Below are 23754 nucleotides of genomic sequence, written 5' to 3'. Positions count from 1 at the left end.
CCTGGAAGCAATGGCTGCGCCATGCGCATGAAAGCGAAATACCAGCTCTGATCCAGTTCGCCAAACGGCTAAAGGGTTACTGGCGGGGCATCGTGAGCCGGGTTCGCTGGCCGATGCACACCGGTCAGTTGGAAGGAATAAACAATCGAATAAAGGTCATCAAGCGGATGGCGTACGGTTACCGGGATAGCGAATTCTTTTTCATGAAGATCAAGAGCGTCTTTCCCGGTAATCCGTGAAGAACCTTTTTTTTGCCTGCGATTTACTGGCCGCTGAATGATCCTGTGGGAGCGAGCTTGCTCGCGATAGCGGAGTATCAGTCAGCCGCCATGTCTCTGATGCAGCGCCATCGCGAGCAAGCTCGCTCCCACAGGGTTTGGCGGTGACCGCGAGACTGTGCTCACCACACCGCCCTGCGTGGGAGTGAGCTTGCTCGCGATGGCGGTGGGTCAGCTTGCATCGATCTATGAATGTACCGACGCCATCGCGAGCGAACTCGCCCCCAAAGCTCAAAACCGCTATCTTCGCCGCCATCCGAAACGAGGGGCGATATGGGCTATCTACTTTTTGTGACATTGATCCAGGCATTTTCCTTCAGCCTGATCGGCGAGTACCTGGCCGGACATGTGGACAGTTACTTCGCTGTACTGGTACGGGTCCTGTTGGCCGGGCTGGTGTTCATTCCGCTGACCCGCTGGCGTCAGGTCGAACCATCGTTCATGCGCGGCATGCTGTTGATCGGTGCCTTGCAGTTCGGAGTGACCTACGTCTGCCTGTACCTGAGCTTCCGCGTATTGACGGTGCCCGAGGTGTTGCTGTTCACCATCCTTACGCCTTTGCATGTGACCTTGATCGAGGATGCGCTGAACCGGCGCTTCAATCCTTGGGCGCTGATCGCGGCGCTGGTGGCCGTGGCCGGTGCGGCGGTGATTCGCTACGACCGGATCAACCCGGATTTCTTCATGGGCTTCTTGCTGCTGCAGTTGGCCAACTTCACCTACGCGGCCGGGCAGGTGCTCTACAAACACTTGGTGGCCCGTCATCCGAGCGACCTGCCGCACTACCGGCGTTTCGGCTATTTCTATCTCGGTGCGTTGATGGTGGCGTTGCCGGCATTCCTGCTGTTCGGCAAGGCCAATTTCTGGCCAGAAGCGCCGTTGCAATGGGGCGTGCTGGTGTTCCTCGGCCTGGTTTCCACTGCACTGGGGTTGTACTGGTGGAACAAAGGCGCCTGCCTGGTCAACGGCGGGACGCTGGCGGTGATGAACAACCTGCACGTGCCGGTGGGGCTGCTGATGAACCTGCTGATCTGGAACCAGCACGAGGCGTTGGGGCGGTTGCTGCTGGGTGGGGCGGTGATACTGGCGGCGGTGTGGATCAGTCGGTTGGGGGGACGCCAGCCTCAGCCTTCACACTGAACCCCCTTGTGGGAGCGGGCTTGCTCGCGAAGGCGGAGTGTCAGGCAACAAATATATCGACTGAGGCGACGCCTTCGCGAGCAAGCCCGCTCCCACATGGAGATCTTGGCTGAGGGTCAGATCACCTGCTTCTGCGGCTCCGGCAGGTGACTCGCCCCCAACACCGCCGGCAACAACCCCGAACGCAAGTCCATGCCGCTGGGCTGCTGGTACAGGTTCAATCCGAACTCCGGCATCACCGCCAGCAGGTAATCGAAAATATCCCCCTGGATGCGTTCGTAGTCCGCCCACGCCGTGGTACGGGTGAAGCAGTAGATTTCCAGCGGGATGCCCTGGGCGGTGGTTTGCATCTGCCGGACCATGCAGGTCATGTTCGGCTGGATCTCCGGGTGGCTCTTCAAATAGGCCAGGGCATAGGCGCGGAAGGTGCCCAGGTTGGTCATCCGCCGACGGTTGGCCGACATCGCCGCGACGTTGCCCTGGGCTTCGTTCCAGGCCTTGAGCTCGGCCTGCTTGCGGCCGATGTAGTCGGTCAGCAGGCGCACCTGGGTCAGGCGTTGTTCTTCCTCGTCATGCAGGAAGCGCACGCCGCTGGCGTCGATGAACAGGCTGCGCTTGATCCGTCGCCCGCCGGACTGCTGCATGCCACGCCAGTTCTTGAACGACTCGGACATCAGCCGCCAGGTCGGGATCGAGACGATGGTCTTGTCGAAGTTCTGCACCTTCACCGTGTGCAGCGTGATATCCACCACATCGCCGTCGGCACCGACCTGAGGCATCTCGATCCAGTCGCCGACCCGCAGCATGTCATTGCTGGTCAGCTGCACGCTGGCAACGAATGACAGCAGGGTGTCCTTGTAGACCAACAGGATCACCGCCGACATCGCACCCAGGCCCGACAGCAGCAACAGCGGCGAGCGGTCGATCAGCGTGGCGACGATGATGATCGCGCCAAACACATACAGCACCATTTTCGTCAGTTGCACGTAGCCCTTGATCGAGCGGGTACGCGCATGTTCGGTGCGGGCGTACACGTCCAGCAGGGCGCTGAGCAGGGCACTGAGGCTCAGCACCATGAACAGGATGGTGAACGCCAGGGCGACGTTGCCCAGGAAAATCAGGCTGGTCTTGCTCAGTTCCGGCACCAGGTGCAGGCCGAACTGGATGATCAGTGACGGCGTCATCTGCGCCAGGCGATGGAAAACCTTGTTCTGGCGCAGGTCGTTGACCCAGTGCAGGGCCGGTTGGCGTCCAAGCAGTTTAGCTGCGTGCAGGATCAGGTAGCGCGCCACCCGCCCCAGCACCAGGGCGATGACCAGCAGCAACATCAGGGCGAGGCTGGAATGCAGGAGCGGGTGCTGGTCAAGGGCACCCCAGAGGTCTTGGATGTTGACCCAGAGTTGTTTGATGTCCATGGACGAAACGGTTCTTCTATAAAGACGCGACGGGACGATTAGAGCATTTAAGCCCGGTCAAGTGACTGTTGATGACAAATCGGCTTATAAAAATGCACTGATTTACCGCCGTTTGTATAAAGAAACTCGGCCTTCGCGCTCGAAACCGTTACCCTATGCAGCTGTTTTTTTGCATTTCTTCGAGGTAGCACCCGTGTTTTCCCAATTCGCCCTGCACGAACGCCTGCTCAAAGCCGTGGCCGAGCTTAAATTTGTCGAGCCAACGCCGGTGCAGGCAGCGGCTATTCCGCTCGCGCTCCAGGGGCGTGACCTGCGGGTGACGGCGCAAACCGGCAGCGGCAAGACCGCCGCGTTCGTGCTGCCGATCCTCAACCGCCTGATCGGCCCGGCCAAGGTGCGCGTCAGCATCAAGACCCTGATCCTGCTGCCGACCCGCGAACTGGCCCAGCAGACCTTGAAGGAAGTGGAACGCTTCTCGCAATTCACCTTCATCAAGTCCGGCCTGATCACCGGCGGCGAAGACTTCAAAGTCCAGGCCGCGATGCTGCGCAAGGTGCCGGACATCCTGATCGGCACGCCGGGGCGGATGATCGAGCAGTTGAACGCCGGCAACCTCGACCTCAAGGAAGTCGAAGTGCTGGTGCTGGACGAAGCCGATCGCATGCTGGACATGGGCTTTGCCGAAGACGTGCAGCGCCTGGTGGACGAATGCGTCAATCGCCAGCAGACCATGCTGTTCTCCGCCACCACCGGCGGTTCGGGCTTGCGCGAGATGATCGCCAAGGTGCTGAACAACCCCGAGCACTTGCAGCTCAACGCGGTCAGCCAGCTGAATTCCACCACCCGCCAGCAGATCATCACCGCCGACCACAACCAGCACAAAGAACAGATCGTCAACTGGTTGCTGGCCAACGAGACCTACGAAAAAGCCATCGTGTTCACCAACACTCGGGCCATGGCCGACCGCATTTACGGTCGCCTGGTGGCTCAGGAATACAAGGCGTTCGTGCTGCACGGCGAGAAAGACCAGAAGGACCGCAAGCTGGCCATCGACCGCCTCAAGCAGGGCGGCGTGAAAATTCTCGTCGCCACCGACGTCGCCGCCCGCGGCCTGGACGTGGATGGCCTGGACATGGTCATCAACTTCGACATGCCCCGCAGCGGCGACGAATATGTGCACCGCATCGGTCGCACCGGCCGCGCCGGTAACGATGGCCTGGCGATCTCGCTGATCTGCCACGGCGACTGGAACCTGATGTCGAGCATCGAGCGCTACCTCAAGCAGAGCTTCGAGCGCCGCACCATCAAGGAAGTCAAAGGCACCTACGGCGGACCGAAAAAGGTCAAGGCCTCGGGCAAGGCCGTTGGCGTGAAGAAGAAAAAGGTCGACGCCAAGGGTGACAAGAAGAAAACCGGCGCCAAGGCCCCGACCAAGCGCAAGACCGCCAACCGCCCGAAGACCGACGCCCCGTCGCTGGTCAGCAAGGACGGCATGGCCCCGCTCAAGCGCCGCAAGCCGGAAGCGCCGGCGGCTGAGTGAAGCCGCGGTAGTGCTTCATGAAAAACCGGACCTTGGGTCCGGTTTTTCATGGGCAACAGAATCTGATGCAACACCCGTGACTAGGGAGCATGCTCCCGCTGGGCTTTGTAGGAGCTGGCGAAGCCTGCGATCTTTTGATCTTTCGCTTGGGACTCAAGCGTCTGGGGAGAGATCGCAGCTTCGTTGCACTCGACAGCTCCTACGCAGTTCCTGCAGTTCCTTTGGCCCCCCAGCGGGAGCAAGCTCCCTCGCCACAAAAGCGGGCTGTGCTCGGCTGTGGTTAATCACCCAGCCTTCTTCTCTGCTTGCTTCAGCTCTTGCAGACGCTTATCGATCAACTGGCACTTGTCTGGCACATCCTTGCTGGCAGTCTCCAGGTCCATGGCCTGCAGTTCGTCATTGATTTCCTTGGCCTTGGCCGGGTTCTGCTCGGTGAGCTTGGTCACCTCCTGGGCCAGTTGCTCACGCTTGGCGGTCGCTTCCTCTGGCGTGCAAGTGGCCCAGGCGGGCAGGGCGCAGGTGAGGGTGGCTGCGAGGGTGAGTTTCAAGAGGGTTTTCATGGATGGGCCTCGTATTCCTTGTTGGGCAGGTAATGGGTTGAGGCCGGTATTGGCTGGAAAGTTCACCTCAAGCCGCCATCGCTTGATTCTTTTTCGGCGTTCGCCTAGCTGATGTAAAACAGTCGTCTACCATGGAATATGCACCTATCGCACACCCGCCTGCAAAAGCCAGAGCGTGCCTGCAATCGTTGCCTTCCAACCCCATGCGTTATCCATGCACAACAATGGAGGTGAGTACAAAAAACGGCTGGGCCTGGACACATGGCTGTCAGTACAGATCACACGTTACCAATGGACTAACTACCGCAGGCAGACGTACGGCCTGGGTAGCACTTACTCAAGGAATGAATCGATGAGCATTAAAGCAATACTCAGTCGGCTGATGTTGTGCTTGTGTGGTTTATTTACTGTCTCCTCGACCTATGCGGAAAGTGTGATTGTCGCGACACCGCAACAAGGCGTAGGGATCGAAGTGGATGTCTTTGATAATCCGGATGACTCCGGTGGCAAGCCTTCCTCAACGAGCGTGGTGCGCTACAGTTCATCGTACTTTGTCCCGGTGGTGCAGTCGTTCAAGGGCAAGGTCTATATGTTCTGGGCCAGCAACAATGATCAGAAAAATATCTATTTCTCTTCTTCCGTAGAGGGGAAAGTCTGGTCTGCGCCGAAGCCCATCCCGGTCGGTAACATCTACAGTGGAGTCTCCGCCACCGTATTCAAGCAAAAACTGGTACTGACCTTTGCCGACGCCCCGCGCCAACAGTTAAAGACCATCAGTTCCGAGGACGGCGTCAATTGGTCCCCTGTTGATTCAGTCAATACAATCCATACTGCCCTCAATAACAAAGCCGTTGTGTACAACGGCCAGTTGTTCGTCCTGTATAACGAAAACAGTGGCAAGGCTGTTTACTACGTGACCTATGACGGCCTTAAATGGAGCCCGGAAAAAACCGCATTCCAAGAAGGCCCCAACACGATTGGGAACCTGGTACCGATCGTCTATAACGGTGATTTGAGGCTCTACTACACATTTCTTAACGGCGGCCTGTTCGCGCGCACTTATGACCGGAGTGGTAGCTGGGGCGAGAAGCAGGGGCTGACAGGTATACCTGACAAGAGTCCCCTGAACAGTGCGACGATGGTTAATGAGCGCGTGTTCATCAGCAGTGGCCCCAGCACTTTTTATTCAACCGATGGGCTCAGATGGGCACCCTATTTCGCTTTTCCCGGGCGTTCTGCCTACCCTTCGGGATTGGGCGTTTCCTATGGCATTACCACGAGCGATCTAACCGTACGCAACCCGCAACTGCCGTCGGACCTGGCCACAGGCCTCAGCCATACCGACTATGCAACCTTCGCCTGGCGGAGCTTTTTCGCACTGAACAATACAGCTGCGGCACCATTGCCCGCTAACCGCGGCGTCGGCAATCCCGCCAGCAGTTTTGCTGATTCGGGCAAGGTGCCAAAGTCTCCCAGCCCCTTGTTATGGCAAACCTTCGCGCACCGTACCGAGTTGTTTCCCGCGGGACCACAAAAAAACACCGCAGGTGGTCCGACGCGCCCGTTCGGTTCTGACCCGCAATACAGCTATATCCAATTTCCCCAGGGTATTCGTTTGGCGCCTGGCGCCACCTTTAATCATTACAACAATCTGGATGAGGCGACCCAAATAGGACAAAACGCTATTTTCTTCCCGGTCAATCCGCCAAATGTGGCGAAGACAGGAGGCGATTATGCTCCTTCAAACGACAGCCAGATCCTGTTCGAGGCCAAGGCGAACCCCGTCGTCTACGAGTATGCGAAAGGCCTGAGCAAGTTCCCGGATAACATAGTGCTGCCCGACGGTGCGGTGGAGGTCAAGGCGACATGGCGCAAGCTGGCAGACATCCCGGTACAGAATCGTGGGCGCTACCACACGGCGACGGTGGTGACTTACAAGGGCCTCGACAGTGACCCGGTGGCGCAGAACGAAGACTATGCACTGGTCGCCTTGCATATCATCCATAAGACGCCCAACTACCCGACGTTCATTTTCGCCACGTTCGAACACGAAGATGCCCTGATGCTGCCCGACGGTAACTCACCGACCGGGCTCTACTACATTGCCAACTACAACAAGATTGATTACCCCGGTTTCGATATAAACAACCCCCCGACCGCCACGTTCTCTGACGGCAACAAGACCTATACGGTTTCCCTGCCAAAAGCGGGCGCAGTCGCAAACGCGAGCCTTGATCCGCCGGTCTACTCCGGCAGTAACGGGATCCCTGAAGGGCAGGCCGGCCCGATCCGGGTCGTGCAACCGCTCACCATGGATGTCGAGGTCGCGGCGGTGAACAACCAGGTCAAGCAGTTGATGGACGGCAGCGGCGAATTCAACAATTCGGTCTGGAAGCATTATCGGCTCAAAGGCGTTCAAGCCATCCCGTCGAGCACTCAAACCGATCCGGATTACTACCTGGCCAATATCATGGTCGAAAGCAGCCAGCCGGGGATTCAGCTGTTTCGTGGGAGCAACGTATTCCCCATCCCGAATAACAACACCCTGACCAATGCGCGCAACCAGCCGAACATCAAGGTACCGGATTACGACCACAGCACCCAAAGCCTGACCATGGGCGGCTGCATGGGGTGTCACGGCATCGCCCAGAGCTCGCTCAAACAAGGTTTCAGCTTCCTGTTCGATGCGATCAATCCCACGTTCAGCAAAGGTGTCACCGGCTTTGCGGGCCCAGAGACCGTAGGCTTACCTGATCCGCGCACCATGAAGGCTCGGGCCCTGAAATATTCTTTCGGTCCTCAGAACACAGCAGCCGTCGAGGAGGCAAGCAAGTAGTCGTCAAACCTCTGCCCAGCAGGGTATCCGTGCTGGGCAGAGGCGGATGCCTAGCTCTTTCATAAAGAACCGGACCTTGAGTCCGGTTTTTTTATGAAGCCCAACCTGGATTCGCCACAGCCCTCGTGATGAGGGTGCTTGCTCCCGCTGGGCTCTGTAGGAGCTGACGGAGCCTACGATCTTTTGATCTTTCGCTTGAGATTCAAGTGTATTGGGAAAGATCGCAGCCTCGTTGCACTCGACAGCTCCTACACGGCTCCTACGCACTCCAGCGTCGGCACAAAGTACCTGCGGTGAACGCTGCTTGTCCGTTTTGTAGGAGGTTTCCAGAGTTGTCTCGGGACCTTTCGTACCCCCGTACCGGAGCCGTCCGATTTCAGATGAATGGTTCCAGCAATAGCCTTAAAGCCCAATTCATTTAGTTGACGTCAAAATGATGGCTCATTAATATCGCGCCACTATTTTGATGTCATTTTCCACTCGAGGGATCGAACATGTCCTCACCCGTCTTTTGGGCGAGGTTGTGCGTGGCTTTGCTGTGCCTTTCTCCGCTGACCCTGGCTCACGCCGCCCCCACTCCAGGCGAGACGGACCTGATCCGCGAGCGCCAGAACCGTTTGCTCGAAGAGCAGCGTCGTCGCCTGGAGGAGCTCAAGGACCTGCCCGGCCAGGAGGCGAAGCCGGCCCAGCCCACCGCATCTGTCGATACCCGTTGCTTCCCCATCAAGACCATCGAGCTCAAAGGCGCCAACAGTCTTTCCGCCAGCGAGCGCGAGCATCTGCTCAAGCCCTACATCGGCCAATGCCTGGGTGTGCCGCAGCTTAACGAACTGCTCAAAGTCATCACCGACCACTACATCGAAAAGGGGCTGGTCACCAGCCGTGCCTATCTGCCGCAGCAAGACCTGTCTGGTGGGCATCTGAGCGTGCTGGTGGTGGAAGGGCGTCTCGAAGGCCTGAAGGGGGCCGAGAACAGCAAGCTATCGGAGCGTGAATTGGCGATGGCGTTTCCCGGCAAGGCCGGTGACCTGGTCAACCTGCGGGAGATCGAGCAGATGGTGGATCAGCTCAATCGCCTGCCGTCGAACCAGGCCAAAATGGAGCTGACCCCCGGCCAGGAAGTCGGTGGCAGTGAAGTGCGGGTCACCAATGAACCGAAAAAGCCTTGGCGCGCCGGCCTGTCGCGCAGCAACGACGGCCAGCGCAGCACCGGTGAACAGCAGTGGGGCAGCAGCTTCGAGTGGGACAGCCCGTTGGGCCTGGCCGACCAGTTGATGTTGCGTGGCGGTCACGATGGGATGACCGATCACCAGCACACCTCCAACAACGCCATGCTTTATTACAACCTGCCTTGGGGCTGGTGGAACGTCAGCTACACCTACAGCCAGAGCGAATACCGCTCGCAAATCCCGGCCAACGGTTTCAACTTCAAGCAGACGGGCGACAGCCAGAACCATCAGTTGCGGGTCGAGCGGGTGATCCATCGCGATGCGCTGAGCAAGACGTCCCTCAACACCGGCCTTTCGTACCTGCGCACCAACAACTTCATCGAAGACAGCAAGCTTCGCGAGAGCAGCAATCGCATCAGCGAGGCGCAGTTCGGGATCAACCACGGACGGCGAGTCGGCAGTGCTTTCGTCAACCTCGACCTGGGCATGCAGGAGGGCATCGGTGCCTTGGACGCCCAGGGAGATCACGACCCGGGCCCTGGTGTGCCGGATGCGCGCTATCGCAAATACACCGCCACCGCCAGCTACCTGCAGCCTTTCAAGCTGTGGGACGAGTCCTTCAGCTTCAGCAGCCTGATGACCGGCCAGCGCAGCGAGGACGTGCTGTTCAGCCCGCAACGCATGAGCCTGGGCGGGCAATCGTCGATTCGTGGCTACAAGGACCAATCACTGTCCGGCGACAGCGGCGGCTACTGGCGCAACGACCTGCGCTGGAGCCGCCCGATAGCGTTGGAGTGGCTGCGCCCGGTGTTCGCCGAATACGGCACCAGCCTCGGCTATGACCAGGGCGTGATTCGCGGCGACCGCTACAACGGCGGCCAGCACGGGCGCATGTCGAGCAACTCGCTGGAGCTGTTCGCCCGTGGTGAGCACCTGAGCGCCAGCGTCACCTTCGCCCACTCCCTGGAACGCCCGGATGCCCTCACCGAGCGCGAAGCGCCGATCTACTTCCGCGTGGACGTACTCCTTTAAATTTTGCTGCAACGAGACCTGAACATGGACGACCGCCAACACGCCTTCCTGGCCCGCCAACCTTCCGCAGCCCTGCAAGCCCGTGACCGCTTCTGCGGCATGCCCAAGCGTGGCCTGGCGTTCCTGCTGGTCAATGTCATGTTCTGGCAACCGCTGTGGGCCCAGGCCGATGGCATCGTCGTCAGCGCCCCGGGCACCGGGCTGGACCGGGCGGGCAACGGCGTGCCCATCGTCAATATCGCCAAGCCCAACGGCAATGGCCTGTCGCACAACCAGTTCACGGACTACAACGTCGGCAGCAACGGCGTGATCCTCAACAACGCCACCGCCCGCACACAATCCACGCAACTGGGCGGCATCATTCTCGGCAACCCGAACCTCAACGGTACGGCCGCCACCACCATCCTCAATGAAGTCAACGGCGGCAACCCCAGCCAGTTGCGCGGTTATACGGAAGTGGCTGGGCAATCGGCCCGCGTGATCGTGGCCAACCCCTACGGAATTACCTGCAACGGCTGCGGCTTCATCAATACCCCGAAAGCGACCCTGACCACCGGCAAGCCAATCATCGAGAACGGCCAGGTGAGCCGCTATCAGGTGGACCAAGGCAGCGTCGCCATCGAAGGCGCGGGCCTCAACGCCAACAACGTCGACAGTTTCGAAATCATTACTCGCAGTGCCAGGATCAATGCCGAGATCCAGGCCAAGAACCTGACCATCGTCGCCGGGCGCAACGACGTCAACGCCAATACCCTCAATGCTACCGCCCGGGCGGACGACGGCAGCGCCAAACCGCAACTGGCCATCGACTCCTCGGCCTTGGGCGGCATGTACGCAGGCGCTATCAAACTGGTGGGCACCGAAGCCGGCGTCGGCGTGAAACTGGACGGCAAACTGATCGCCAGCGGCGGCGACATTCAGCTCGATGCCAACGGCCGCCTGAGCCTGGCAGAGACCTCGGCCAGTGGCGCCATCAATGTCAAAGCCGCGAGCCTTGATGCCCGAGGTCCGGCCTACGCCGGCACCACGTTGAACGCCCAGACCCAGGGCAACCTGAGCAACCAGCAGAGTCTTGCGGCGCGGGACAGCATTACGCTGAACGCGGGTGGGCAGTTGACCAACAACGGCATTATCGAGGCCGGGGTCAACGCGGATAACACCCGTAACGCGGCGGGGGATGTGAGCCTGACGGCGCAGAATCTGAGCAACACGGGTAAGAGCGTTGTTGCCAGTCGTAACCTCACAGCCAACGTGGCGCAGACTCTGAGTAACCAAGGCGGAACCCTGAGCGGCGGGCAGACCACCACGGTCAACGCCGCGACCTTGGACAATCAAAGTAAAGGACGGGTACTCAGCAGCAATACACTGAACATCACCGCCAACACACTGCTCAACACCCAGGGCACGGTCAGCAGCAACGGCAACCTGACGGCCAATGTCGGGCAGTTGAATAACACCAGTGGCGAATTCACCGGTTTGAACGGCGTTACGTTGCGCGTTGCTTCGCTGGACAACGTAGCGGGTCTGGTCGCGGCAGGGCAGGGGTTGGCTATCAACGCCAGCGGCCAAGTGAACAACCGCAGCGGCCGGATCACTTCAAGCAAGAGCGTGCAGCTCAGCGCTGCGTCGCTGGATAACACCGCAGGCCGTTTGCTCAGTGACGGTGCGCTCACCGCCAGCATTTCGGCGCAATTGCTGAATCAGGCGGGATTGCTGTCCTCCGCCGGACTGCTGACCCTCAACGCGGCGAGCCTGGACAATCGCCAGAGCGGCGTCGTCACCACAAGCCAGGCTGCCAGCCTCACCGTAGGCACGTTGGATAACCGCGGCGGTGAGCTGTCGAGCCAGGGTGTCCTGGCGCTGACCGGCACCGAGCTGAGCAACGGCAACAACGGCAAACTGATTGCCTACGGCGACTTGCGCCTGACCCTGGAACGCCTGACCAACCAGAGCCAAGGGTTGATCTCCACCCGAGGCGCCCTGGCCGTCAATGCCGGGCAACTGGACAACCGCCAGGGTTCGCTGTACGCCCGGCAAGGGATGAACCTGGACCTGCGCGGGCAACTGCTCAATGCCCAAGGCAGCCTCAAAAGCGACACCAGCGCCAGCGTCAAAGCCGCCGGTATCAATAACGATGCGGGCCAGTTGACCAGCGTCGCTGCGTTGAACATCGACAGCGCCGCGACCTTGAGCAACCTGGGCGGTAGCGTGATCAGCGGTGACACGCTGTCATTGAAGGCCGGTCAGGTGAACAACACCTCCGGCCGCATCGCCAGTGCCAAAGTCTTGAATGCCAGCGTCACCGGGCTGGAGCAACAGAACGGCCAATTGGTCAGCAACACCAGCCTTTCCCTCGACCTCAACCATGGGCAACTGAACAACCAGGGCGGGCTGATCAGCACCCCCGGCGCGCTGCTGTTGAACAACCTCGCCGCCGTGAACAACCGCGAGGGTGAGATCTCCAGCGACAAAGCCTTCAGCCTGAATGCAAACAGCCTGGACAACAGCGCCGGCAAGGTCGTCAGCAAGCAGGGCCTCAACCTAACCATTGCTCAGGCGTTGAACAACGCCCAAGGATTGGTCTCGGCCAATGGCCTTGCCGTGCGCGCCGCCAGCCTGGACAACAGCAGCGGCACCTTGAGCAGCGACGCCGACCTGAGCGTGAACGTCGATGGAACGCTGACCAACCTCGAGGGCGAAGTGTCCAGTGCCGGCCTGACCCGGCTCAACGCGATGACCCTGAATAACCGCAACGGTCAGGTACTGGGCGATAACGCCTTGAACATCAGCCTGGGCGGCGCGCTGGACAACCGCGAGGGCGTGCTCGGTTCGGGCAAGGTCGTGGACATCCAGGCCGCGAGCCTGAACAACGGCAACGCCGGCCAAGTGATCAGCGACGGCAGCCTGAGCGCACGCATCAGCGGCCTGCTGGACAACCAGAGCCAGGGCGAAGTGATCGCCAAGGGCGCACTTGACCTGCAAACCGGTAGCCTCGACAACCGCGGCGGTCGTCTCACCGGGGTCGACCTGCTGACCGTGCGCAGCGATTCCCTCGACAACCGTGGCGGCAACATCCGCGCCGATAAAGCGCTGCAACTGACGGTCGCGCAACTGGACAACCGTAACAACGGGATCATCACCGGCAAGGCCGGCGTCGGCGTCGAAGTCACGCGGCTGGACAACCGCGGTGGTCTGCTGAGCAGCGTCGGCCCGCTGAACTTGAAGGCCAATGAGGTGCAAAACGCCCTTGGCCGTATCTCCAGCCAAACCGACCTCACCGCGCTGATCGATACCCTGCAACAGCAGGGCGGCGCGCTGGTCTCACAAGGCAACCTGAGCCTGACCGGCAGCGTTCTGGATAACCGCAACGGTGGCTTGGTCGGCACCACAAAAGCGCTGGATTTGCAGGTTGAGCAGATCGATAACCGGGCGGGCGAACTGTCCGCAGGGCTGGACGTCAAGGTTGGCGCTCAACGCCTGGACAACAGCGACGGCGGCAAACTGATTGCCGGCAGCGCGCTTGAATTGAAAGTCGCGCAACTGATCAACCAGACCAAGGGCCTGATCCACGCCCAAGGCCGCCTCATGCTCACGGGCAATACGCTGGACAACAGCGGTGGCGCACTCAGTAGCCTGAATGCTTTGGTGATCACACTCGACAACGCATTGTTGAATAACAAAGGCCTGATCAGCAGCGAAGGTGAACTGATCGTCAACGCCGGCAGCCTCGATAACACCGCCGGCAGCCTCGGCAGCGCTGGCGCGTTGTCCATCGTCAGCCAGGGTGGGCTGATCAACCAGGGCGGCTCCGTCAGCACCGACGCCGGCCTGAGCCTCAAAAGTGCCAGCCTGGACAATAGCCAGAAAGGCCTGATCTCGAGCAGCGCCGCCACTGAGGTTCGCACTGGCGCTTTCAATAACAGTCAAGGCGGTCGCCTGACCTCGGGCAACACCCTCAAGCTCACCGCCGCTCAGGTGAACAACGCCGCCGGCCGTATCGCCAGCAGCCAGGCTCTGACTGCATCGGTCACCGGGCTGGATCAACAGCAAGGGGAGTTGTTCAGCAACACCAGCGTCAGCCTGGACATGAACCAGGGCCAGTTGAACAACCAGGGCGGCCTGATCAACGCCCCGGGCCTGTTGCTGCTGAGCAACCTCAAGGACGTCAACAACCAGGGCGGTGAAATTTCCAGCCGGCTAGCGTTCACCCTGGCGGCGCGGAATCTCGATAACAGCGGCGGCAAACTGCTCAGCAATCAAGGCCTGGTCCTGAGGACAGCCCAGGCCCTGAACAACGCCAAAGGGATCATCTCGGCCGCGTCCGTGGACAGCCACAGCGCCAGCCTGGATAACAGCGATGGCCTGGTCAGCAGTCTCGATCAGCTCGATTTGAACGTAGATGCACTGCTCGACAACCAGCGCGGTTCGCTGATCGCCGACGGCGCGCTGACATTGAACGCTGATCGCCTGGACAACCGTGCCGCCAACATCGCCGGCAAAGCCGGGCTCAACGCTACCGTCACCGCGCTGGATAACCGTCAAGGCACGCTGGTCAGCACCACGGACCTGACGTTGCAAGCGTCGAGCCTGGACAACCGCCAGGCCGGTTTGATCGGTGCTACAAAAGCGCTGGATCTCAACGTTGACGACCTCGACAACCGTGGCGGCGAGCTGAGCGGTAACACTGGCGTCACACTGGTGAGCAAAAACCTCGACAACAGCGACAGCGGCCAAATATTCGCCGGGCAAAGCCTGAAGCTCACCGTGGACAAGCTGCTCAACCGGACCAAAGGCCTGCTCAGTGCCAAGACCCAATTGAGCCTCGACGGCGGTTCCCTGGACAACAGCGGCGGCTATCTGGTCAGCCAGCAGAACCAACGCATCGACCTCAGTGGCGACCTGATCAACACCCAGGGCCAACTCAGCAGTGAAGGTACCCTCGACGTCAGCGCCGCCAACCTGAGCAACAGCGGCGGCAGCCTGTCCAGCGCCGCCAACCTCACCGTTAAAAGCCTGGGCCGCCTCGACAACCAGGGCGGCGAACTGGTGACCGACGGCGCGTTGTCGCTCAGCAGCACGGCCCTGGACAACCGTCAGCAAGGCAGTATCAGCGGCAAAGGCGCGGTCAACGTCGCCACCGGCGCGTTCGACAACAGCCAGAATGGACGCCTCAACAGTGGCAGCACGCTGAACCTCAAGGCGGCCCAGGTCACCAACCAGGATGGCGGCCGCATCGGCAGCCAGGGCGCGTTGACTGCCTCGGTTTCCGGCCTGGATCAACAGGGCGGGCAGTTGTTCAGCAACACCTCGCTGAGCCTGGACTTGAACAACGGCCAGCTCAACAACCAGAACGGCCTGATCAACGCCCCCGGTACGTTGCTGCTGAAAAACCTCCTCGGCGTGAACAACCAGGGCGGTGAAATCTCCAGCGCCCAAGCCTTCACCCTGGCGGCACAAAACCTCACCAACGACAACGGCAAAGTGCTGAGTAGCCAAAGCCTGACCCTGCGCATCGCCCAGGCGCTGAACAACGTCAAAGGCCTGATCGGCGCGGCAACCGTCGATGCCCACGCCCAGAGCCTGAACAACAACGGGGGTGTCCTCACCAGCCGCGGCAACCTCGTCCTGGCGATCGATCAGCAACTGGATAACCAGGCCCAAGGTCTCATCAGCGCCGCGCAATTGCTCACGCTCAACAGCGGCGATTTGAACAACCAGGGCGGCAGCGTGTTGGCCGGCGGTGCCTTGCTGCTCAACGCCATGGCGCTCAACAACAGCGCCAACGGCCTGATCAATGCCCAGGGTGACCTCACGCTCACTGCCAACGCGCTGGACTCCAGCGATGGCGGCGAAGTGTCGGCCAAGGGCGATATGAACCTGACCCTGGCCGCGCTCAGCCAAAACGGTGGACGTCTACTGGGCGAGCAAGCCGTGACGCTGAACCTCGGCGGTCATGACCTGAACAATCGCAACGGCCTGATCACTGCCAAAGGTTTGCTGACCGTCAACGGCCTGCGCAACCTTGATAACCAGGGTGGCGAAATCTCCAGCAGCCAGAGCCTCAACCTCAGCGGCCAGACGATCGATAACAGCGGCGGCAAGCTGATCAGCAGTCAGAACCTGAGCCTTGATGGCGATAGCCTGGTCAACCAGAACGGCTTGATCTCTGGATGGCAAGACTTGCAGGTCAGTGGCAGCAGCCTGGACAACCGCAACAACGGCACGCTCTCCAGCCGCAATGGCGACGTTGGCGTGACCCTCAGCGGGGCTCTGCTCAACAGCGCTGCCGGTGCCCTGGTCGGCCAGAAAAAACTCACTGTCAGCGCCGCCAGCCTGGATAACCGGGGCGGGATTCTGTCCAGCGGTGGCGACCAGACCCTGACCGTCACTGGCGGTTTGCTGAACAACGCCCAAGGCGGCTTGATCGACAGCGGCGCCATTCTGGTCATGAAGGCCATGACCCTGGGCAATGCCGGCGGCACCGTCAATGCACAAAAAGCCTTGAGCTTCACCGGCACCAGCCTGGACAACAGCGGTGGCAACCTGATCGGTAATGCCGCCGTGACCCTCAACCTCAAGGGGGCCCTGGACAACCACGGCGCCAAGCTTGCCAGCGCTGGTCCGTTGACGGTTAAAGATGCGACCGCGATCAACAACCAAGGCGGTCAATTGGTCAGCCAGGGCGAAATGACCCTGGGCACCGGCACCCTGGACAACAGCCATACCGGCACTGTCGCCGCGAAAAATGCGCTGACGGTCACTGCCTCCGGAGCCGTGCAGAACCATACCAACGGGCTGATCTACAGCCAGACGGCGGACGTTGAACTCAATGCCGCGAGCCTTGCCAACGGCCAAGGCGAGATGCAAGGCCAGACGGGTGTGAGTCTTGAATTGCGCGCGGACCTGGACAACCAGGGCGGCAAACTCATCGCCCAAACCGGCGATGTCAACGTGACCGCGGCCAACATCGATAACCGTGGCGGCACCCTCGCCAGCCTCAAGGGCGCCCTTGAGGCGAGAACCGTGGGGGTGCTGCGTAACGGCTTCGATGTGAACGACAAGGGCGGTGTGATTCAAGGCCAACGCCTTGACCTGCGCGCCTTGGCCGGACTGAACAACAACGGTGGCCGGATTGCCGCGCAGACGGGCGATATCGTCATCGACACCGCCGGCCTGAACAACCGCAGTGGCGGTCTCTATGCCTCTGGGCTGATCAAGGTCTCCGGCACCGGTGCCAGCCTAGACAACACCGCCGGCCAGATCGCCGGCAACGCCATCAATTTGGACCTGGACGGCGCCCTGACCAACCGTGGCGGCATTCTGGAAAGCGACAGCACCTTGGTGGTGAGCGCCGCCAGCCTCGATAACCAGACCGGCCAACTGCGAGCCCTTGGGGTAACGGGTAAAACCGACTTCCAGATCGGCAGCCTCTTCGACAACCGCAATGGCAAGCTGGAAAGCGTCAACAGTAACCTGACCCTGTCCGCCAACAGCTTCCTCAATGGCGGCGGCCAATTACTGCATCTGGGCGACGGCACGTTCGACATCTCCCTGGCCAACGTCACCGGCGCCGGCGGCGACATCGTCACCCGTGGCGGCCTGACGCTCAAGGCCGACACCTGGACCAACACCAGCGCCATCCAGGCCGGACGGCTGACGGTCGACGTCAACAATTTCACCCAGACCGAGACTGGGCAACTGCTGGCCTCGACGCAGTTGGAGGGTAAAGGCGGGAACTGGGTTAACAACGGGTTGATTGCCAGTGATGGTGGCCTGGGCTTGCAGTTGACTGGGCGGTATAGCGGCAATGGCCGGGTCACCAGCCTGGGTGACATGACGGTAGATGCCGCTGCGATCGACTTGAGTAGTGTGGCCAGTATCACCGGCGGCGGGACCACGACGATCGGTGGGCGCGGTGGCCTGGGCAGCCTGAACAATTACGGGCGGCTGACATCGGCGGGTGCGTTGAATATCACTGCGGGCACCATTAATAACTATGGGACGGTTGCCGGTGCAGATGGTTTGAAACTGACGGCTTCGACCTTGCTGAACGATCAAGGTGGGTTTTTGTTCAGTGGGGCGGACATGAAATTGCGGGTGGGGAGTTTTACCAACCGTAAGTCGGATGTTTATGCCCTAGAGAACATTGATGTAGCGCGCAATGACCTGGGGGGACGGTCGGCGTTGATGGAGAATGATTCGGGCACCATGGAGAGTGGGCGGGATTTTTCAATTAATGCGGATTCGATTATTAATAAGCGCGGGGATTTTAAGACTGAGGCGGAGTTGTATTCGTCGTCGATAGGGTTCGGCTGCTACAGTTGTGACGCTCTTCCTCAATATTTTATGGATGAGCGGCAACCTGACTCGTATTATGTATATGAACAAAAATATCGTGTATCGCTTTCGGGGGACCTCAGTTCTAAAGCAGCTTCGTTGAGCTCATCTGGAAATATGAGCATTAAAGGTGGATCATTTTTAAACTCGAATTCATCTGTTTCTGCGGCAGGTAATGTAGATATTTCTGTGGGCGGTTTTGAAAATTCGGGATCTGCTTTAGGTGATTATGTAAGTAGAGAATTTATTGCGTATTCCAATCCTACTTATCAGGATATGGCTGCGCTCGTAAAATACAATATATACAATGATGCTGGCTACAATGAGGGTATGCGTTTCTGGAATTCATCAGGTATTGAGTCGACTACCTATACCCAAATAGGTCGAGACGGAGGTAAGCCGAACGAATCAGAATATTGGCAACGATTTGGTCCGATCGCTATAAATATCGGTATGCTTGTGGAAAGGGTTCGTACCGAAATTAAGTTTACGGAGTCTCAATATTCGACCGGTACACGAATGGCGGTGCCTGACTTCATAAAAAACTCTACTCCATTCAATCAAGTCGTTGTCTCGTCTACCTCGTCCGATAGTTTGGTTCCAGCTATCATCCAAGCCGGCGGCAACGTCTCCATTACCGCAACAAACAAAATCACCAACGGTGTGGAGCGCCCATTCTCCACCGGCATAACAACGTCGTCCCGCAACACCACAACCGCCGCCGCAGGATCAGGCAAAACCACGGTCGTGACCCTGAACAGCCAACTCCCACCGGACTTGGCCCAACAACAAATAAACCCCCTGACACTCCCCGGTTTCAGCCTCCCCACCGGGCAAAACGGCCTGTTCCGGCTGAGCGGGCAGGGCGCCAGCGACGCGTCAGTGTCCCAGACGCCGGCCGTGTCGCAGAATTGGACAATCGGCGGCGCCAGCGTGAGCGCATCGAATCGATCCACCGCCGCCCCGACCGCCAATGTGCGCGACATCCAGATCGCCGATGCCACCCAGGTTTCCACCGCCGAACGACAGGTGCAACTGCTGAATCGTGAAAACGGCGGCGTTACGGCTGGCGCGTCCGCCATTCAGGTCACCGCTCCAACGGACTCGTCCACAGGCACGCCGCAACTGCCAGGGCGTTCCCTTGACGGCACCATCACCCGTGGCGTCGACATTGCACTGGACACTTCGAGCACGCCGCCGATCGGCGTAAGTCGTCCAACCGACGCCTCGGTAAGCGCGCCAGCGCCTGTCAACGGCCAAACGGTGGCACGGGTAACGGGCCTGCCAAGCACGACGGTTGCCTCGACGCCACATAAATACTTGATCGAGACCAACCCGGTCCTTACCGACCTCAAGTCATTCACCAGCTCGGATTATTTGCTGACGAAACTCGGCTACGACGCCGACACCAGCGCCAAGCGCCTGGGCGATGGCTTGTTTGAACAACGTCTGATCCAGCAAGCCGTCGTCGCCCGCACCGGCCAACGCTTCATCGACGGCCAAACCTCCGACGAGGCGATGTTCAAGTACCTGATGAATAACGCCATCGCCAGCAAGGACGCCCTCAACCTGTCGGTAGGCGTCACCCTCACCGCCCAACAAGTCGCCGCCCTGACCCACGACATCGTCTGGCTCGAAGAGCACGAAGTGAACGGTGAAAAGGTGCTGGTGCCGGTGCTGTACTTGGCCCAGGCCAATAATCGCCTGGCGCCTAATGGTGCGTTGATTGCTGGTCAGAACGTTACGTTGATTGCCGGCAAGGATCTAGAGAACGCCGGTACGCTTCGGGCTACGAATAACCTCTCCGCATCCGCTGGCGAGAACCTGACCAACAGCGGATTGATTGAAGCCGGAAACCGTCTCGACCTACTGGCCGGCAACAACATCGTCAATAAATCCGGCGGCATCATCGCCGGCCGTGACATCAGCATGAATGCGGTAGTTGGTGACGTAATCAACGAGCGCACGTTGACCACGGCAACTGTCAGCAATAAGGGCTACACCCAGCAGCAGGACTACGCGGATAACACCTCGCGTATCGAGGCGGCCAACGACCTGACCATGGGCGTCGGTAGAGACGTCAATAGCGTTGGCAGCGTCATGGTCAGCGGACGCGACACCCAAATCAATGCAGGGCGGGATGTCAATATCGTTTCCGCGCAACAACAGACCGCTAACACCGGTGGCACCCGTAGAAGTTCGATCACTCAATTGGGCTCGGAGGTGGATGCGGGGCGCGACGTTGTTGTGAATGCCGGTCGAGACTTCAACGCCATCGCGAGCCAGATCAGTTCTGATCGCGATGTAGCGCTGGCCGCCGACGAGAACATGACAATCTCCTCCGGCGCCAACGAAACCCACTCTTACTACAAGTCGAAAAAGGTCACGGCCCAAGAGGACCACGTCAAACAGATCGGCAGCGCTATCAGTGCTGGAGGCGACGTGAGGTTGGATGCCGGGAAGGATATGGCGCTTATCTCCAGCCGTATCAACGCCGGTGATGAAGCTTATCTGGTGGCTGGAGAAAGCCTGGCGCTTCTGGCCGCGCAGGACAGCGATTATTCGCTGTATGACAAAAAGAAGAAGGGGAGCTGGGGGAAGAAACAGCTCCGGCGTGATGAGCTCACCAAAGTAACCCATGTAGGTAGTCAGATCTCCACGGGAGGAGATCTGACGCTGCTGAGTGGGGATCACCAGCTTTATCAGGCTGCCAAGCTGAACAGCGGCAATGATTTGACGCTGCAGAGCGGTGGTTCGATTACCTTCGAGGGCGTCAAGGATCTGAGCCAGGAAAGTCATACGAAGAGTGATACCAGCCTGACTTGGAACTCGATGAAGGGTAAAGGCCACACTGATGAAACGTTGCGCCAAACCCAACTGGTAGCTCAAGGCGAACTAGTCATTCAAGCCGTCAACGGCTTGCACATCGACATCAAGCAAATTAACCAGAAAACAGTCAGCCAGACTATCGACACCATGGTCAAGGCCGACCCGCAATTGGCTTGGCTCAAGGAGGCCGAACAACGTGGTGATGTAGATTGGCAGCTGATTAAGGAAACCCATGAGTCGTTCAAATACAGCAGCTCAAGCCTCGGTCAGGGGGCGATGCTGGCGATAATTATTGTCGTTACCGTCTTAACGGCAGGTGCTGGTACTGCTGGTGTTGGTGCATTAGGAGCTACAGCTGGGGCTTCGGCTCAAACTGCCGCACTTGCAGCAGGTCTTAGCGAGGCGACTGCGGCTACCATCGCCGCCGCTGCGAGCGCGGCAACTTCAGCCGCTATTTCAGGAGCCATATCGCAAGCCGCTATAAGCGTGATTAACAATAAAGGCGATTTGGGCGCCGTACTTAAGGATGTTACGTCAGCTGAGAGTATGAAAGGCTACTTAATCAATGGAATCGCGGCAGGCTTTGCTACCGGAGTACTTGATAGGGCCTTTGGAGTTTCATCTGCGGATGCAAGTAAGGCGACCCATGGTTTTGAACTCGGGAATCTGGATGGTTTTACCAAATTTGCTAGCTACACCTTGGCCCAAAACAGTTTCAACACAGTAACCAGCACAGCGATAAACGGCGGCAGTCTCAAAGATAATCTCGCCCAAATGGCTATCAGCTCCGCTGCGGATGTTTTGAGTGCGGGGATATATAACAAGCTCGGCACGCAACTGGAGTATTCAGGGCTTCCCGCCAAAGTGGGGGCGCATGCCCTGGTGGGTGGTTTGATTGCTGAACTCGCGGGTGGCGATTTTAGAACTGGAGCTTTGGCCGCCGGGGCTAACGAAGCCTTTGTTTCCTTGGTAGGCGACAAGATTTTTGCTGGGAACTCACACGACCAATTGTTGGCTATGACGTCCCAATTGATTGGTTTAACGGTTGCGGCGGCGGCGGGTGGATCGGATAAGGATCAGGCTGTCGCAGCGTGGGTTGCGCAGCAGGCGACCAAATTCAACTATTTGGAGCATGGTGAAAGACAACTGTTCGTGAAGGATATGAGCGGGTGCGGCACCGATGATGTCTGCACCAAAAAACGCTGGGAGGAAGGGAAGTATAACGAAGACAGCTTGGCCAACATCGCGTATGCAGAGGAAATTGCAGGATCGATGCGTGCGCAGGAAACACGTGATCGGGTGATGGATTCTGTGGATTCGATTCTGGCAATGCCCTGTCAGAATGATACGTGTGAGGTCTATAAGGCTATCCTCGTTAATCGATCATTGAAGGTCGTCGAGTATTTGACGGAGGTGATTGGGGATTGGGGGCCGACGCTGGACCGGCTAGCGTTGATGGGGGGCGCCGCAGCGGGGGCTGGCAGCATTAGAAACAATGTACGGGCTGTCGAGTCAAGATTGAAAAATGCCTACGAGCTAGTGAACAATGGTGGAAAGGGCATTCCAAGCATTGAGCGCGGTATGGAGATAATGGAGTTGTTTAGCTCCTCCAGCCCTCGGAATGGTATACAAATTGGCAATCGCTCTCTTATCGAAGTTCCAAACCCCGGGAATGCGAAAATATTTTCTGGTGCAACCGATATAGAAATTAAGCAGTATTTTTCAGAGCTGACAGGTTCACCTAATTTACCTGCTCCTCGTGTTATCCCTGGGAAGGGGAATATATACGTGGTTAACACTCCTGGAGGGAATTTTACTCTTCGTAATTTCGCATCTTCAACCGGGCAAACGGGGCCTGCATGGACCATAGATATTCCCAAGGCTGTGACAGGTACAACGTATAATCCGGAAATAAAATTTCTGATTGGAGGTAAATAATGACTGTGGATTTTATTGAAAAAATAGTGCGTGACTCCTTCGGTTTGGGGTTGATCGCTATCTTTAGTTCTATCGGGTCGTGGCGTCCTGAGTTGTCTTTCGATCAGCGAAGAGATGAGTTTTTTTTCGTGATTGAGAGTTTATTGAATGATGGAAGAATAAAATTTATCGCCCCGGGTGCAGATTGTTATATTTCGCCGGATAATCAGAATCCTAGGTTTTCTGTTGCTGATAGCGCGGCGCATTGGAATTTGGAAGCGGGGAAAATAGTTTCTTATTTGAAAGGCAGGTGGCCTAAAGATGTTGTAAGTGATAGTGATGAGGATCTAACTTTTTATTTTTATGAGGTTCCTGGTGTGATTTGGGTAGATGATAAAGGGAATTATTTTTCGTCATGAAGAAAAGGAGAGTGACTAGTGAAAAGTAATGACCGAAAAGGGATTTATTTTTAAATGCTCTGCTACGCTGAAAGCTTCCACGGATGGAGGATCCTTATATGACCAGAATGTTTTACCGGGGGCGACCGATAGTTGAGTCGGTAAAATAAATCTGAGAATCATCTGACCGGCCTCCCCACCTCACAGAGGTGGCGCAAAATTCAAGGTGCGAACTTAGACTTTTGCTGAGGAGGCCGTGATGAAATTCTGTGGCATAGATCTGCATTCGAACAACAGCGTTGT

At 58.5% G+C, this 23754-nt stretch carries 9 protein-coding genes; 7 read left to right on the top strand and 2 right to left on the bottom strand.

Going from position 1 to position 23754, the window contains the following annotated elements:
• Positions 1-239 (top strand): transposase (locus tag BM317_RS28905; RefSeq protein ID WP_139236071.1); only part of this gene is annotated, 239 nt, incomplete at its 5' end.
• Positions 240-551: 312 nt separating this feature from the next.
• Positions 552-1418: a carboxylate/amino acid/amine transporter gene (locus BM317_RS28900; protein WP_092173049.1), complete on the top strand. Its 867-nt coding sequence runs from the start codon at positions 552-554 to the stop codon at positions 1416-1418.
• A gap of 116 nt (positions 1419-1534) precedes the next feature.
• Here the strand turns inward: BM317_RS28900 and BM317_RS28895 are convergent, their stop codons facing one another.
• Positions 1535-2833, bottom strand: coding sequence for a mechanosensitive ion channel family protein (locus BM317_RS28895; protein ID WP_092173046.1), 1299 nt, complete (start codon positions 2831-2833; stop codon positions 1535-1537).
• A gap of 193 nt (positions 2834-3026) precedes the next feature.
• On the opposite strand from BM317_RS28895, the gene BM317_RS28890 reads away from it, so the two are divergent.
• Positions 3027-4373, top strand: coding sequence for a DEAD/DEAH box helicase (locus BM317_RS28890; RefSeq protein WP_060738709.1), 1347 nt, complete (start codon positions 3027-3029; stop codon positions 4371-4373).
• A gap of 284 nt (positions 4374-4657) precedes the next feature.
• Here BM317_RS28890 and BM317_RS28885 read toward each other — a convergent pair whose 3' ends face one another.
• Positions 4658-4933, bottom strand: coding sequence for a hypothetical protein (locus tag BM317_RS28885; RefSeq protein WP_092173043.1), 276 nt, complete (start codon positions 4931-4933; stop codon positions 4658-4660).
• 352 nt (positions 4934-5285) lie between these two features.
• Here BM317_RS28885 and BM317_RS28880 point away from each other — a divergent pair, with 352 nt between their 5' ends.
• The 4 genes from BM317_RS28880 to BM317_RS28865 all read left to right on the top strand — a co-directional run bounded on the left by BM317_RS28880 (position 5286) and on the right by BM317_RS28865 (position 23472).
• A complete protein-coding gene (locus BM317_RS28880) occupies positions 5286-7769 on the top strand; it encodes a sialidase family protein (RefSeq protein WP_092173040.1) in 2484 nt (827 codons plus the stop codon).
• Between the two features lie 494 nt (positions 7770-8263).
• A complete protein-coding gene (locus BM317_RS28875) occupies positions 8264-9970 on the top strand; it encodes a ShlB/FhaC/HecB family hemolysin secretion/activation protein (protein ID WP_092477126.1) in 1707 nt (568 codons plus the stop codon).
• A 24-nt stretch (positions 9971-9994) separates the two neighbouring features.
• On the top strand, positions 9995-23074 hold the full coding sequence (locus BM317_RS28870) for a two-partner secretion domain-containing protein (RefSeq protein ID WP_256574287.1): 13080 nt from the start codon (positions 9995-9997) through the stop codon (positions 23072-23074).
• Entirely contained in the window at positions 23074-23472 is a 399-nt protein-coding gene (locus BM317_RS28865) for a hypothetical protein (RefSeq protein WP_092477124.1), read from the top strand. Before BM317_RS28870 ends, BM317_RS28865 begins: the two co-directional genes overlap by 1 nt.
• Positions 23473-23754: the final 282 nt, after the last annotated feature.

It is taken from the genome of Pseudomonas sp. NFACC24-1, from assembly GCF_900115235.1.
Taxonomy (GTDB): Bacteria; Pseudomonadota; Gammaproteobacteria; order Pseudomonadales; family Pseudomonadaceae; genus Aquipseudomonas; species Aquipseudomonas fluorescens_AA.
This window is presented reverse-complemented; position numbering and strand designations above follow the sequence as displayed.